15 protein-coding genes are annotated in these 14,114 nt (G+C 68.2%); 9 read left to right on the forward strand and 6 right to left on the reverse strand.

The genetic code is table 11. The annotated features are described in order from the left end of the window. Positions 1-293: 293 nt before the first annotated feature. Positions 294-632 (reverse strand): hypothetical protein, encoded by a 339-nt coding sequence (locus QM841_RS14805; RefSeq protein WP_283332558.1) that lies wholly within the window; start codon positions 630-632, stop codon positions 294-296. Between the two features lie 68 nt (positions 633-700). Then, positions 701-1,219: an AAA family ATPase gene (locus tag QM841_RS14810; RefSeq protein WP_283332560.1), complete on the reverse strand. Its 519-nt coding sequence runs from the start codon at positions 1,217-1,219 to the stop codon at positions 701-703. Between the two features lie 96 nt (positions 1,220-1,315). Here QM841_RS14810 and QM841_RS14815 point away from each other — a divergent pair, with 96 nt between their 5' ends. The 4 genes from QM841_RS14815 to QM841_RS14830 all read left to right on the forward strand — a co-directional run bounded on the left by QM841_RS14815 (position 1,316) and on the right by QM841_RS14830 (position 4,845). Further along, positions 1,316-1,711 (forward strand): low affinity iron permease family protein, encoded by a 396-nt coding sequence (locus QM841_RS14815; protein ID WP_005248960.1) that lies wholly within the window; start codon positions 1,316-1,318, stop codon positions 1,709-1,711. 81 nt (positions 1,712-1,792) lie between these two features. Next, the gene (locus QM841_RS14820; protein WP_280785190.1) at positions 1,793-3,346 is read left to right on the forward strand and encodes a succinic semialdehyde dehydrogenase; all 1,554 of its coding nucleotides are present in this window, start codon (positions 1,793-1,795) and stop codon (positions 3,344-3,346) included. A gap of 2 nt (positions 3,347-3,348) precedes the next feature. Further along, positions 3,349-3,792 (forward strand): SRPBCC family protein, encoded by a 444-nt coding sequence (locus QM841_RS14825; RefSeq protein WP_283332561.1) that lies wholly within the window; start codon positions 3,349-3,351, stop codon positions 3,790-3,792. A gap of 102 nt (positions 3,793-3,894) precedes the next feature. Further along, a complete protein-coding gene (locus tag QM841_RS14830) occupies positions 3,895-4,845 on the forward strand; it encodes an alpha/beta hydrolase (protein WP_283332562.1) in 951 nt (316 codons plus the stop codon). Here QM841_RS14830 and QM841_RS14835 read toward each other — a convergent pair. From QM841_RS14835 to QM841_RS14845, 3 genes are read right to left on the reverse strand one after another with little or no spacing between them, the layout of a single operon-like run. After that, a complete protein-coding gene (locus QM841_RS14835; RefSeq protein ID WP_283332563.1) occupies positions 4,835-6,394 on the reverse strand; it encodes a long-chain-fatty-acid--CoA ligase in 1,560 nt (519 codons plus the stop codon). The two genes, QM841_RS14830 and QM841_RS14835, sit on opposite strands and share 11 nt — an antisense overlap. A gap of 10 nt (positions 6,395-6,404) precedes the next feature. Continuing rightward, entirely contained in the window at positions 6,405-7,187 is a 783-nt protein-coding gene (locus QM841_RS14840; RefSeq protein ID WP_283332564.1) for an enoyl-CoA hydratase, read from the reverse strand. A gap of 11 nt (positions 7,188-7,198) precedes the next feature. Next, on the reverse strand, positions 7,199-8,170 hold the full coding sequence (locus tag QM841_RS14845) for an NADPH:quinone oxidoreductase family protein (RefSeq protein WP_283332566.1): 972 nt from the start codon (positions 8,168-8,170) through the stop codon (positions 7,199-7,201). A 148-nt stretch (positions 8,171-8,318) separates the two neighbouring features. On the opposite strand from QM841_RS14845, the gene QM841_RS14850 reads away from it, so the two are divergent. From QM841_RS14850 to QM841_RS14870, 5 genes are all read left to right on the forward strand, one after another. Then, entirely contained in the window at positions 8,319-9,119 is an 801-nt protein-coding gene (locus QM841_RS14850; protein WP_283332567.1) for a crotonase/enoyl-CoA hydratase family protein, read from the forward strand. Between the two features lie 89 nt (positions 9,120-9,208). After that, the gene (locus tag QM841_RS14855; RefSeq protein WP_061042174.1) at positions 9,209-10,402 is read left to right on the forward strand and encodes a thiolase family protein; all 1,194 of its coding nucleotides are present in this window, start codon (positions 9,209-9,211) and stop codon (positions 10,400-10,402) included. Between the two features lie 39 nt (positions 10,403-10,441). Then, the gene (locus tag QM841_RS14860; RefSeq protein ID WP_005264856.1) at positions 10,442-11,203 is read left to right on the forward strand and encodes a 3-hydroxyacyl-CoA dehydrogenase; all 762 of its coding nucleotides are present in this window, start codon (positions 10,442-10,444) and stop codon (positions 11,201-11,203) included. Positions 11,204-11,213: 10 nt separating this feature from the next. Then, on the forward strand, positions 11,214-11,855 hold the full coding sequence (locus QM841_RS14865; RefSeq protein WP_283332568.1) for a TetR/AcrR family transcriptional regulator: 642 nt from the start codon (positions 11,214-11,216) through the stop codon (positions 11,853-11,855). Between the two features lie 55 nt (positions 11,856-11,910). Then, complete coding sequence (locus QM841_RS14870; RefSeq protein WP_283332569.1) at positions 11,911-13,062, forward strand: acyl-CoA dehydrogenase family protein; 1,152 nt, start codon at positions 11,911-11,913, stop codon at positions 13,060-13,062. Positions 13,063-13,130: 68 nt separating this feature from the next. On the opposite strand, the gene QM841_RS14875 is transcribed toward QM841_RS14870, so the two are convergent. Next, on the reverse strand, positions 13,131-14,108 hold the full coding sequence (locus tag QM841_RS14875; RefSeq protein WP_283332571.1) for an NAD(P)H-dependent flavin oxidoreductase: 978 nt from the start codon (positions 14,106-14,108) through the stop codon (positions 13,131-13,133). Positions 14,109-14,114: the final 6 nt, after the last annotated feature.

Raw genomic sequence — 14,114 nt, forward strand, 5'->3', positions numbered from 1 at the left:
TGCACCCGACAGGGTGTGGGAGAGTAGGACACCGCCGAACATCCGTTACCGAAAGCCCCCCAACCTTGTTGGGGGGCTTTCGGCATTCCAAGGCACGAACACCGATGCCGCACATGTCTTTTCACCCCGGCGCACCGACGGCAGACGGTCAATCGGCCGGTCGATTCCGGCAGACACCGCCAATCGCGTGAAGTCATGTCGACGCGTCGCGGAATCGACGCGTGAAATGCGTTCGGAGACCACAGTCGAGGCGCCGGCTGGCGACAGCGAGGGATCTGTGAGGTTCGACTCGATTAGAGGCGAAGTCGCGCCGGCAGGCTGCGCTCGAGTGACTCCCGATGTCGTGCTTCGTCGTCGGCGGCGCTCGCGACGAGTACGCGAGCGAGCCGGGTCGCGCAAGTGAAGTACGAATGACCGATGCAGTAGTCCTTGCCGAGGTGCGGGTCGGCCGCGATCACCTCGTTCAGCCTGGTCATCCGTACCGCGATGCGGTCAACGACCGATTCGTCGTAGCCGCGTTCGATCACGAACTCGCGTCGGGCATCGTTGTACTCCGGCCCCAGGTCGAAGAAGGCGAATCTCCGCCGTATCGCTATGTCGACCGGGGCCAGGGACCGGTCCGCGACGTTCATCGTGCCGATGAGGTGCAGGTTCGAGGGCAGATGAAACGGTTTTTCCCCGTCCCGCGAGTAGGCGAGGTTCAGCGCGTTCTCGGGGTCGCGCTTGTCGTGTTCGAGCAGGTGAGCATCTCGCCGAAGATCTGTGCGGGATTGCCGCGGTTGATCTCCTCGATGACCAGGACGTAGTCGCATTCGCAGTCTTGGCGGGCGTTCTTGGCGGCGGTGAGCAGAGAACCGTCGATCAAGGTGAGTTTGCCGTCGGAGCCGGGTCGGAACCCACGGACGAAGTCTTCGTAGGACATCGACGGGTGAAACTGCAGGAGGGCTGTCCGGTCGGATTGACGCTCGTTGCACAGCACCCAGCCAAGACAACGCGCCGCGGGCAGTGCCTCGACATGTGCTGCGTCGATGGCCGGCTGACGCTGCGTCGGCCCGGCGTACTTGTACGACTTCGCCATGCCCGCCTGCGCGGACTTGACGGAGAAGTCCCAATCGCCCCGCGCGACGTACGTCAGCATCCGGTCGTGGGCATCGACGGCATCCTGAGTCAAATCACTGACCAGCGCCACCCGCGCCCCGGCCAGTGTTGCGACGCCCACGCCGCAGCCTCCGGACCCTCGCACCCCATGCCGTCATCGCGGCGACTCGGGTGAAACGGGCATATCGGGAGTGGCAGCTGAGCCTAGACTCCGAAGATGGTGCGCAACGCGAAGGCCGCACGTCAGCAGCCCACCGATCAGCGTTCGGCGTTCGACAGGTTCGTGGAGCAGATCGAACTCCGGGTCAGCCAGGCGCCGTTCTTCGGGATCTGCGCAGGAGTGGTCGCGCTGTGGGTCGTCAGCATTCCGCTCTGGAAGGACCTTCACGAGTGGCAGATCGCCATCCACACCGCCGGTGCCGTCTTCACGTTGCTTCTCGTGGTCCTGCTCGAGAATGCCAGCCGCCGTGCCACCGAGGCTCTGCAGGAGAAACTGAACGTCATCGCCGAGGCGCTCGCCGCCCTGCTCGATTCCTCCGCCCAGGACAACCCCGAGCTGAAGAAGGCGGAGGAGAAGTTGCGGGAGGCTGTCGGGCTCGAAGACCGGCACTAGTCCATCCGCCCCTGTGACTTGGCGCACCAAGCAGGTAAGTTATGTGTAACCGCAAAAACTACTAACCAGTAGGGGTACGAAATGCCTGTTCCGTCCGCCGCCACGTTCGCGCGGCTCGCCGACCTCATCGCCATCCCGGATGCGGCGGATCGCCCGACGCGGTCCGTCGTCGAGGCGTTCACGGGTAAGGAACTGGCCACCGTCCCGGTCGGTACCGCTCAGGACGCCAAGGACGCGATCGCACGCGCCCGGGTGGCACAGAAGGAATGGGCCAAGCGTCCCGTCACGGAACGCGCCGCGATCTTCCACCGGTACCGCGACCTGGTGCTCGAGAACCGCGACGCCCTGATGGACATGGCTCAGGCCGAGACGGGCAAGTCCCGCGCCGCCGCGCAGGAGGAGGTCCTCGACATCTCGATGACCGCCCGCCACTACGCACGCGTCGCCCCCAAGCTGCTGCGTCCCCGGCGCATCTCGGGCATGCTGCCCGGCCTCACCAAGACCGTCGTGCGGTACCAGCCGAAGGGCGTCGTCGGCGTCATCTCGCCGTGGAACTACCCCATGACCCTCGCGGTGTCCGACGCGGTCGCCGCGCTCCTCGCCGGCAACGCCGTCGTCCTCAAGCCCGACAGCCAGACCCCGTACTGCGCGCTGGCCTGCGTCGACCTGCTGTACCAGGCTGGGCTGCCGCGCGACCTGTTCGCCGTCGTCCCCGGACCGGGCTCGGTGGTCGGCACCGCCCTCGTCGAGAACACCGAGTACCTGATGTTCACCGGGTCCTCGGCCACGGGTCAGCTCCTCGCCGAGCAGGCCGGTCGCCGTCTCATCGGCTTCTCCGCCGAACTCGGCGGCAAGAACCCGATGATCGTCACCGCAGGCGCGAACCTCCGTGAGGTCACCGACGCCGCCGTCCGCGCCTGCTACTCCAACTCCGGGCAGCTGTGCATCTCGATCGAGCGGATCTACGTCGAGGAGTCCATCGCACCCGAGTTCACCCGGTTGTTCGGGGAACGCGTCCGCAACATGAAGCTCGGCGCCGGCTACGACTTCGGCATCGAAATGGGCAGCCTCGTGTCCGAGGCGCAGGTCAAGGCCGTGTCCAGCCACGTCGACGACGCCGTCGTCAAGGGCGCCACCGTGGTCGCCGGCGGTAAGGCGCGCCCCGACCTCGGCCCCCTGTTCTACGAGCCGACCGTCCTGACCGGCGTTCCCGAGGACGCCGAGTGCTACCGCGACGAGACGTTCGGACCGCTCGTCTCGATCTACCCCGTCGCCGACGTGGACGAGGCGATCGAACGCGCCAACGACACCGAATACGGCCTGAACGCCAGCGTGTGGGCGGGAACCAAGGCGGAGGGCGAGGCCATCGCCGCACGGATCCACGCCGGAACCGTCAACGTCGACGAGGGTTACGCCCCGGCATGGGGCAGCACCGGTGCGCCGATGGGTGGCATGGGGGTGTCCGGTGTCGGCCGCCGCCACGGCGACGACGGGCTCCTCAAGTACACCGAACCGCAGACCATCGCCACCACCCGCATCCTCAACCTCGGCGGTCCGCGCGGACTGTCGCCGAAGGTGTGGGCCAAGATCATGCCGCCTTTCGTGAAGGCGCTGCAGTGGATCCCGGGCCGGTAGCCGTGGACACTGCGAGCATCGTGATCGAGGTTCCGCCCGCGATCGTGTGGGACGTGGTCACCGACGTGGAGGGCATGGGCCGGTTCAGCCCCGAGAACACCGGGGCCCGTTGGAAGTCCGGCACCCCGGTGACGGTGGGCGCGCGGTTCATCGGCGCCAACCGGCACGGCCCGGTTCGGTGGAAGACGCACTGCACCGTCGTGGATATCGTTCCGGGCCAGAAGTTCTCCTTCGAGGCGGACGAGCCGAAGGCGCGCTGGACGTATCATCTCGAACCCTCCGGCGCGGGCACACTCGTCACCGAGACCCGGGAGATCTACGCGACGCCCGTATGGTGGGTACGGCTGGTGCAGAAGTCGAAGGTGCTGGGCAGCAACCGCGACCAGCTGATGCAGGACGGGATGCGGCAGACGCTCGAGTGCATGAAAGTCGCACTCGAGAGCTGATTTTCCACCCTGGGGTGCCGATTCTTCACCCTAGGGTGGCTGTCGCCGCCGCGCGCAGGGCCCGAGACTGGACCATGTCCACACCTCTCGGAGGCGCCTCCCATGAATCCTCGGCCGTCACCCGTCGAAGCTGGTCGGTCGTGCCCTGACGTCCGCCGTGAGGACGTGTGGTTCTCCTCGCGGGGACAGCGCTGCGCGGCCTGGCTGTACCGGCGCCATTCCGAAACCCACACGGCAGCACCCTGTGTGGTGCTCGCGCACGGCTGGAGCGGGGTACGCGAACAGAGACTCGACGCGTTCGCGGAACGGTTCGCGGCCGCGGGAGTCACGGCGCTGGTGTTCGACTACCGCTACTTCGGCGCCAGCGAGGGCGAACCCCGCCAACTGCTCGACATCGACAGCCAACTCGACGACTGGGACAGCGCCGTCGCGTTCGTGCGCAGCCGCCCGGACATCGACCCCAGCCGGGTCGCGCTCTGGGGAACGTCACTGTCCGGCGGACTCGTCCTGACGGCGGCAGCGCGGGACCGGCGGGTGGCCGCGGTCGTGTCGCAGGTTCCGTACGTCGACGGTCTGACGAACCTTCCGCGACTGGGTGTGGTCGGCCTCGGCCGCATGGCGGTCGCCTACCTGCGGGACCGGTACGCCCAGCTGCGGCACCGGCCGCCGTACATGTTTCCCGTCGTCGGGCCGCCGGGCTCGTTCGCGGCCATGACCACACCCGACGCGGAGGCGGGATATCACGGGATGGATCCGCCCGGTTCGACATGGCGCAACGAGACACCGGGGCGGGTGGCGTTGCAGGCAGCGCTGTACCGGCCGACGAAAACGGTCGCGAAGATCGCCTGCCCCGTCTTCTTCGCCATCGCGGACCACGACGTCGTCACGTTCACCCGCAGCGCGCAGAAGGCCGCGGCCAAGACCCCGGGCGCCGAGGTGCACGTGTACCCGGGCGGTCATTTCGACCCCTACTTCGGCGAGCTCTTCGAGCGGGTGGTCGCGGACGAGACCGACTTCCTCGTCCGCCACCTCCGTCCCCCGGCTAGCCGCTGACCGTGCCGAACTGTTCCCGCAGAACACCTTTGACGACCTTCCCGCTGGCGTTGCGGGGCAGTTGGGGGAGGACCTCGACGAATTTGGGCCGCTTGTAGCGGGCGACCCGGCCGTCGAGCCAGTCCGCGAGGGCGTCGACCTCGAGCGCCGCCCCGGCCCGCGGGACGACGACCGCGACGGGAACCTCACCCCACCGCTCGTCGGCCCGCCCGATCACCGCGACATCCATGATGTCCGGGTGGGCGGCCAGGGCATTCTCGACCTCGGCGCAGTAGATGTTCTCCCCACCCGAGATGATCATGTCCTTCTTGCGGTCTACCACGTACACGAACCCGTCCGAGTCCACCCGCACGAGGTCGCCGGAGTGGAACCAGCCGCCGTCGAACGCGTCCGCGGTGGCCGCGGGGTTCCGCCAGTACCCCTCCATGAGTCCCGGGCCGCGGTAGACGATCTCACCGATCTCGCCCTGCGGCACGTCGTTCATCGCTTCGTCGACCACGCGCATCGCCACGGTGTCGATCGGTTTCCCGACCGACCCGATCTTGCGCACGGCGTCCTTGCCGTCGAGCATGCACGTCACCGGCGACATCTCGGTCTGCCCGAAGAACGCGACGATCGCGGCGTCCGGGAAGGCGGCGTACAGGCGGTCGAGGAGGGTCGGGGTGGCCGGCGCGGCTCCCCAGCCCAGCACCCGCAGGGCGAGATCCCGACCCTCGAGGCCGGCGTCGTCGAGGATGGCCTGCCACTGGGTGGGCACCATGAACACGCTGGTCACCCGCTCACGCTCGAGCGCGTCGAGTAGCTCGGTCGCATCGAACGCACCGGTCGGGTGGATCACGATGGTGGCGCCGATCAGCAGGAACGGCCCGACGCTGCCGAGGGCGGCGATGTGGAACAGCGGGGACGAGACCAGGTTGACCTCGGACTCGGTGTCGAACAGTCGCCATCCGCGGATCAAGGTCAGTGCCTGTGCCTGCAGATTGAGGTGCGACAGCACCGCGCCCTTCGGACGGCCGGTGGTGCCGGACGTGTACATGATGGCGGCGGGGGAGTCTTCCGCCACGTCCGCGATCGGGACGTCGGGATCGGCTGCGCGCAACTGCGTCTCGAGCGAGACGTCGACGGGGGCGTCGCCGACCACGAGAACCGGCACGCTGTCGTCGACCTCCGCGGCGAGCCCGGTGAGTGAATCCTCCACGACCACGACGGTGGCGTCGCTGTCGGCGACGATGAACCGCACCTCGCCGGGGCTGAGCCGGAAGTTCACCGGCACCGCGATCGCACCCAGGCGAGTCGCCGCCAGCATCACCTCGAGGAACTCGGGGCGGTTGGTCAGCAGCAGCACGACGCGGTCGCCGCGGCCGACACCGTGGGCGGCGAGGACGGCGGCCGTCCGCGCGCTGCGGTCCTCGAGCTCACGCCAGGTGGTCGACGTGCCCCGGAACCGGAGCGCCACCGCCTCGGGTTTCGCGAAGGCATGCCGGGCAACATGATTCGCCCAGTGGGTGCGCCGGGAGGCGAAGGGCTGCGCGTTCGACGTCGCGGTCATCGTGATGCCGTCAGCCGCGGCCGAACACTGCCGGACGCTTCTCCAGGAACGCCGCGACGCCTTCCCGGAAGTCGGGGGCGGCGAGGAGGTCGAGCTGACCCGTGCGCTCGCGGGCGAACGCGTTGTCGAGTTCGGTGAGGGTGGCGTCGTTGACCGCGTCCTTGGTGAAGTGGAACGCCTCCGACGGTCCGTCGGCGAGACGTCGCGCGAGGGCGTCGACGGTCGCGGCGAACTCGTCGTCGGGGTACACGTCGGCGATCAACCCGGCCGCGAGAGCCTCACGTGCGGGCAGTCGTTCGGCCAGCAGCGCCATCTTCAGCGCGCGGGCGCGACCGACCGACGCGGCGACCAGTGCGGTGGCACCACCGTCCGGCATGAGGCCGACCTTCGTGAACGCGAGCAGGAAATAGCTCGACGCGGTGGCGACCGTGAGGTCGCAGGCCAGGGCGAGGGACACCCCGACGCCGGCGGCGGGACCGTTGACCGCGCCGATCACGGGCCGGGGGAACGCGCGAATCGTGGCCGCCGTGCGGTTCGCGGCGTCGATCGTCGCGGACGACGGAGGACCGGAGACGTTCTCGCCACCCAGGTCCGCACCCGTGCAGAACGCACGACCGGCGCCGGCGAGGACGGCGGCCCGCACCTCCGCGTCGCCGGCGTACTTGTCGAATGCGTCGGCGACGGCGTCGAGGGTTTCGGTGGTGACGGCGTTCATGCGGGCGGGACGGTCGAGGGTGACGCGCAGGACGCCGTCGTCGACGGTCGTGTCCACGCCGGGAATGTCGGAGCTCATGGGGATCCTTGTCAGGAAGGGTGGACGGAGAGGGCGATCTTGCCGGTGGCGGAACGGGTTTCGAGCGTCCGCAGTGCGTCGACGGCGTGTTCGAACGAGTAGGTGGTGGGCTCGGCGATCTGCAGCGCACCGGATTCGAGGAGCGGGCCCAGGGCCGCCCACTGCCTGCTCGTGTAGCCGGGGTTGGTGCGCACGTACTCGCCCCAGCCGGCCCCGAGAACGGAGATGTTACGCAGGAGAAGGCGATTGACCTTGACGGTGGGGATCTCGCCGCCGGTGAAGCCGAGGACCACCAGTCGCCCGTTGGGCGCGAGGCTGCGCAGGCTGTCGGTGAAACGGTCGCCGCCGACCGGGTCGAGGATGATGTCGACTCCGCGGCCTGCGGTGAGGTCGCGGACCCGGTCCTTCCAGCCGTCCACGAGGACGACGTGATCGGCGCGGTTGGCCTTTGCGATGCCGGCCTTCTCCTCGGTGCTGACCACGGCGATCGTCTCGAGTCCCAGCGCGGCCGCGACCTGCAGTGCGGCGACCCCGACACCGCCTGCGGCGCCGTGCACCAGCACGGTCTCACCGGCGCGGTGGCGGGCGCGCTCGTCGAGGGCGAAGTGCACGGTGAGGTAGTTCATCAGGAAGCCCGCCCCGGCCTCGAGCGACACCGAATCGGGCAGCGGGAACACCGAGTCCGGCTCCACCGCAATGGTCTGCTGCCACGATCCGTCCGACGCGAGGACGGCCACCCGCTGCCCGGCACGGATGCCGCTGTCCGTGGGTGCGCTGCGGACCACGCCCGCGCCCTCGACACCGAGCACGAACGGCAGTTCCCGGACGAGCTGGTAGCTGCCCGTGGTCTGCAGAAGGTCGGGAAACGACACTCCGGCGGCGTGCAGATCCACGACGACGCGGCCGGTGCCGTCGGGTTCGTCGATCTCGACGAGCTGGACTCCGGCGGGGCCGGAAGCGGTGGTCAATTGCTGGGCATACACGTGGTGATCTCCTCCGTCGGTCCCTGACTATCCATACCAGACGCAACTGAACGGGCGCTAGATAAATTCGACCATTGACCCTGCAGGTGACGCCGTGGTACTAACTTTAACGAGCGATCAGTAATCATGCCGAGGCGGAGGACGAGACGTGCCAGAACAGACGGAGACGACGGAGGCAGCCGCACTGTGGGAGCGGCGCGGAGGCATCGGCATCATCACGCTGAACCGCCCCAAGGCGCTCAATGCGGTGAACGGCGCGTTGTCGACCGCAGTGGGCAATCTGCTCGAGCAGGCCGAGAACGACCCCGAGGTGCGGGTGGTCGTCGTGACTGGGGCCGGCCGCGCGTTCTGCGCCGGCGCCGATCTCAAGGCCCTTTCCACGGGCGGGAACATCGCTGCGGAGGGGCACCCCGAATGGGGCTTCGCCGGATACGCGCAACACTGGATCAGCAAGCCGACCATCGCCGCGGTCAACGGCTTCGCCCTCGGCGGCGGCACCGAACTGGTCCTCGCCAGTGACCTCGCGGTCGTCGATGAAGAAGCGGCCCTCGGGCTTCCCGAGGTCAAGCGCGGACTGTTCGCCGCCGCCGGCGGCGTGATCCGCCTGCAGCAGCAGATCCCGAAGAAGGTCGCGCTGGAAATCGCACTCACCGGCGAGCCGATCACCGCGGCGCAGGGCAAGGAACTGGGCCTGGTCAACCGTGTCGCCCCGGCAGGCACCGCCCTCGACGTCGCGCTCGAACTCGCCGAGCAGATCGCCGCCAACGCACCGCTGTCGGTGCGCGAATCGAAGGCCATGATCCACCGCACCGCAACCGAACCCGACTGGGGCGACGGGGCGTGGGAGGCGAACAACGCCGCCATCGCGACCATCTTCACCAGCGCCGACGCCAAGGAAGGCCCGACGGCGTTCGCCGAGAAGCGCCAGCCGGTCTGGCAGGGCCGCTGACCCGTGAGTACTTGTTAACGCCCCGCGGTTAATAAGTACTCACGGGCGGCGCAGCCGCACACACTTTCTCCTCCTCGAAAGGGAACATCATGACCAACGCTGTCATCGTGGACGTCGTCCGCCTCGCCTCCGGTAAGGGCAAGCCCGGCGGTGCGCTGTCGGGCACGCACCCGGTGGAACTGCTCGCGCACGTGCTCCGCAGCATTGTCGAACGCAACGGCATCGACCCCGCACAGGTCGACGACGTCATCGGCGGCTGCGTCGGGCAGGCAGGCGAGCAGGCCCTCAACATCTCCCGGACCGCGGTGCTGTCGGCGGGATTCCCGGATTCGGTTCCGGCCACCACCGTCGACCGCCAGTGCGGCTCGAGCCAGCAGGCGGCGCACTTCGCCGCGCAGGGCGTGATCGCCGGCGCCTACGACATCGTGATCGCCTGCGGTGTGGAGTCGATGTCCCGTGTTCCGATGGGCACGACGACCATCGGTCAGGACGCGTCCGGCCCGGGCATCGCCGCCCGCTACCCCGAGGGACTCGTCAACCAGGGCATCTCCGCCGAACTGATCGCCGCCAAGTGGAAGTTCGACCGCGACACCCTCGACGCGTTCTCCGCGCAGTCGCATCAGCGTGCCGCCGACGCCCTGTCGAAGGGCTTGTTCGACAAGGAGATCGTCCCGATCTCGGTCACCAACGCCGCCGGTGAGACGGTGACCCACACCGCCGACGAGACCGTGCGCGCCTCCACCACCGCCGAGGGACTGTCCGGGCTGAAGTCGTCGTTCTACTCCGAGAAGTACGCGGCCCGGTTCCCCGAGGCGCAGTGGCACATCACCCCGGGCAACTCGTCGCCGCTGACCGACGGCGCGTCCGCGGCGCTGATCATGAGCGAGGAGATGGCGTCGAAGCTGGGGCTGACCCCGCGGGCACGGTTCCATTCGTTCGCCGTTGCCGGTGACGATCCGGTCTTCATGCTCACCGCGCCGATCCCGGCGACGAAGAAGATCCTCGCGAAGTCGGGGCTGAGCATCGACGACATCGACGCCTACGAGGTCAACGAGGCGTTCGCGCCGGTGCCGCTGGCGTGGGCGCACGAGTTCGGGGCCGACCCGGCCAAGCTCAACCCGTGGGGCGGCGCCATCGCGCTCGGGCACGCACTCGGCTCCTCGGGCACCCGCCTGCTGAGCACCCTGGTCAACAACCTCGAGGCCACCGGCGGACGCTACGGCCTGCAGACCATGTGCGAGGGCGCGGGCATGGCCAACGCCACCATCATCGAACGCATCTGACCCACTTCCCCGAAAGTCCTGCTTCCGAAAGGTATAGACATGATCGTCAACGACAGCGTCGCACTCGTCACCGGCGGTGCCTCGGGCCTCGGCCTGGCCACCACCAAGGCCCTGCTCGCCGACGGCGCCAGCGTCGTCATCATCGACCTGCCCTCGTCCAACGGTGAGACCGTCGCCAAGGAACTCGGCGACCGTGTGCGCTTCGCCGCCGGCGACGTCACCAGCGAGGCCGACGTGTCCGCCGCACTCGATGTCGCGGAGTCGCTCGGACCGCTGCGTGTCGCCGTGAACTGCGCCGGCATCGGCAACGCCATCAAGACCGTGAGCAAGAACGGCGCGTTCCCGCTGGCCGACTTCACCAAAATCGTCACCGTCAACCTGATCGGCACGTTCAACGTGATCCGTCTTGCCGCCGAGCGCATCTCGAAGAACGAGCCGATCGACGGCGAGCGCGGGGTCATCATCAACACCGCCTCCGTAGCCGCATACGAGGGCCAGATCGGTCAGGCCGCGTACTCCGCGTCCAAGGGCGGCGTCGTCGGCATGACCCTGCCGATCGCTCGCGACCTCGCGTCGCTGCTGATTCGCGTCAACACGATCGCTCCCGGCCTGTTCAAGACGCCGCTGCTCGGCTCCCTGCCGGAGGCTGCGCAGCAGTCGCTCGGCGGTCAGGTCCCGCACCCCTCGCGTCTCGGCGACCCGTCCGAGTACGGCGCGCTCGCCGCGCACATCGTCAGCAACCCGATGCTCAACGGCGAGACCATCCGTCTCGACGGCGCCATCCGCATGGCACCGCGCTGATCGGCGACCTGTGACTCTGCGCGAGGACGGGCCGACGGTGACGGAGCCAGTGTACGCCGACTGGCGGACGTTCGAGGCCCTGCCGCTGACGCCCATCCTCGAGCAGGCATTGGATCTGTTCAACGAGAACGGTTACCACGGCACGACGGTGCGGCAGATCGCCCGTCGTGTCGGGGTGACCGTTCCGGCCCTGTACTACCACCACGAGAGCAAGGAAGCCGTTCTCGTGGCCCTGTTCGAAATGCAGATGCGCGAACTGAACGACCGCGCCGAGGCAGCCGCCCGCGAGGCCGGCGACGACGTGGTGGCGCAATTCTCCAACGTCGTCGAGGCGATCGTCCTGTACATGACGTACCGGGTGCGGCACGTGTCCCTCGACACCGAGTTGCGGCACGTCTCGGCCGACAGCCGCAGCCGCTACGCCGCGAACCGCAAGCGGCTCGAGCTGATGATGATCGACCTCGTCGCCGACGGCGTCGCCCGCGACGTGTTCCACAGCGGGGACGTCCCCGAGACCGTGCGCGCCCTCCTCGGGATGTGCCAGTCCATTCCACGCTGGTTCCAGCTCGGTGGAGCACTGACCCCCGAGCAGGTCGCCGGCCGCTACGTCGACATCGCTCTACACACCGTCGGGTATCTACCCGACCACTGACATCGCGCCGGGTCCACCGAGCCGGACGAGCTCGTCCCGGCGACAAGGAGAGACCATGCAGCGCAACCTTTTCGACAGGGATCACGAAGCGTACCGGGAGACCGTGCGCGAATTCCTCGCCCGCGAGATCGAGCCGAACTACGAACGGTGGGAATCCGAGCGGCTCATCGACCGCTCGGCGTGGCTGGCGGCCGGCAAGTCCGGGATCGTCGGACTCGGTGTGCCCGAGGAATTCGGTGGCTCGGGCGTCACCGACTACCGCTTCCGGTACGTCGTCGCCGAGGAGATCGCCCGCACCGCGACGACGTCGTTCGGTTCGGGACTGTCCCTCCAGGACGACATCGCCATCCCGTACATCGTGAACCTCGGCACCGAGGAGCAGAAGCAGCGGTGGCTGCCCGGCATGGCCGCGGGCGAGCTGATCGGCGCCATCGCGATGACCGAGCCCGGTGCGGGCAGCGACCTGCAGGGCGTGAAGACCACCGCGGTGCGGGACGGCGACGAGTGGGTGATCAACGGTCAGAAGACGTTCATCACCAACGGTATTCACTCCGACCTCGTCATCGTCGTCGCGCGCACCGACCCGAGCGCCGGTTCCAAGGGCTTCTCCCTGCTCGTCGTGGAGCGGGGCATGCCCGGTTTCAGCCGTGGCCGCAAGCTGCACAAGGTCGGACTGGCCGGTCAGGACACGGCCGAGCTCGTGTTCGAGGACGTGCGGGTGCCCGCCACCAATCTGCTCGGCACCGAGGGTCGCGGCTTCGTCCACCTCATGGAAAACCTGCCCCTCGAACGTATTTCGATCGCGGTCAACGCGATCGCCGCCGCGAAGGCCGCGTACCAGTGGACGAGGGACTACGTGTTCGAGCGCAAGGCGTTCGGGAAGCCGATCGGCGATCTGCAGAACACCCGGTTCGCGCTGGCGGAGATGCTCACCGAGATCGAGGTGACCGAATCGCACATCGACCGGTGCGTACTCGCCTTGAACGCAGACGAACTCACCGCCGTCGACGCGTCGAAGGGCAAGTGGTGGGCCAGTGAACTGCAGAAGCGTGTCGTCGACCGCTGCGTCCAGTTGCACGGCGGCTACGGCTACATGATGGAGTACCCCATCGGCCGCGCATACGTCGACAGCCGGATCCAGACGATCTACGGCGGCACCACCGAGATCATGAAGGAAATCATCGGTCGCGACATCGCGGCAGGGTAGGCGGCTCCGCCGCCCGTGCGCCTTTTTGGTAGTCGGAACAACCAGAAAGGCGCACGGGCGCGAAGCGCCTAGAGCAGGCGGGCCCGCGCGTCGGCGTACTCGCGGGTGAGGCGTTCGACGATCTCCGCGGCCGGGACGACGGCGTCGACGGCGCCGATGCCCTGTCCGGCGCCCCAGATGTCGCGCCAGGGCTTGGCTTCCGACTTCGTGCTCTTGTCCGCGTCCTCGCCGACACCGAAGTTCATGGCGGACGGGTCCGACACGGCGAGGTTGTTCGGGTCGAGTCCGGCGGCCTCGATGCTGCCGCGCAGGTAGTTGCCGTGCACCCCGGTGAACAGGTTGGAGTAGACGATGTCGGATGCGGTGGAGTCGACGATCATCTGCTTGTAGCCCTGGTCTGCGTTGGCCTCTTCGGTGGCGATGAACGCGGAGCCGACGTAGGCGAGGTCGGCGCCGGCGGCCTGCGCGGCGAGGACCGAGCGGCCGTGGGCGATGGAGCCCGACAGCAGGACCGGCCCGTCGAACCATTCGCGGATCTCCTGGATCAACGCGAACGGCGACAGGGTGCCCGCGTGTCCGCCCGCGCCGGCCGCGACGGCGATGAGGCCGTCGGCGCCCTTCTCCACGGCCTTCTTCGCGAATTTGTTGTTGATGACGTCATGGAGGACGATGCCGCCGTAGCTGTGGATGGCCTCGTTGACGTCGGCGCGGGCGCCGAGGGACGTGATGACGATCGGGACCTCGAACTCGACGATGGTCGCGAGGTCCTCGTCGAGGCGGTCGTTGCTCTTGTGGACGATCAGGTTGACCGCGTACGGCGCGGACGGTGTCTCCGGGTTGTTGGCGTCGTGTTTGGCGAGTTCTTCGGTGATGCGGGTGAGCCATTCACGCAGGACGGGCTGCGGGCGGGCGTTGAGCGAGGGGAACGATCCGACGATGCCCGACGTCGACTGGGCGATCACCAGGTCGGGACCCGAGACGATGAACATCGGCGACGCGACGACGGGCAGGCGAAGCCGGTCTTGCAGGATGGGGGGCAGGCTCATGAATTT

This window comes from Rhodococcus sp. IEGM 1307, from assembly GCF_030056915.1.
Taxonomy (GTDB): Bacteria; Actinomycetota; Actinomycetes; order Mycobacteriales; family Mycobacteriaceae; genus Rhodococcus_F; species Rhodococcus_F opacus_D.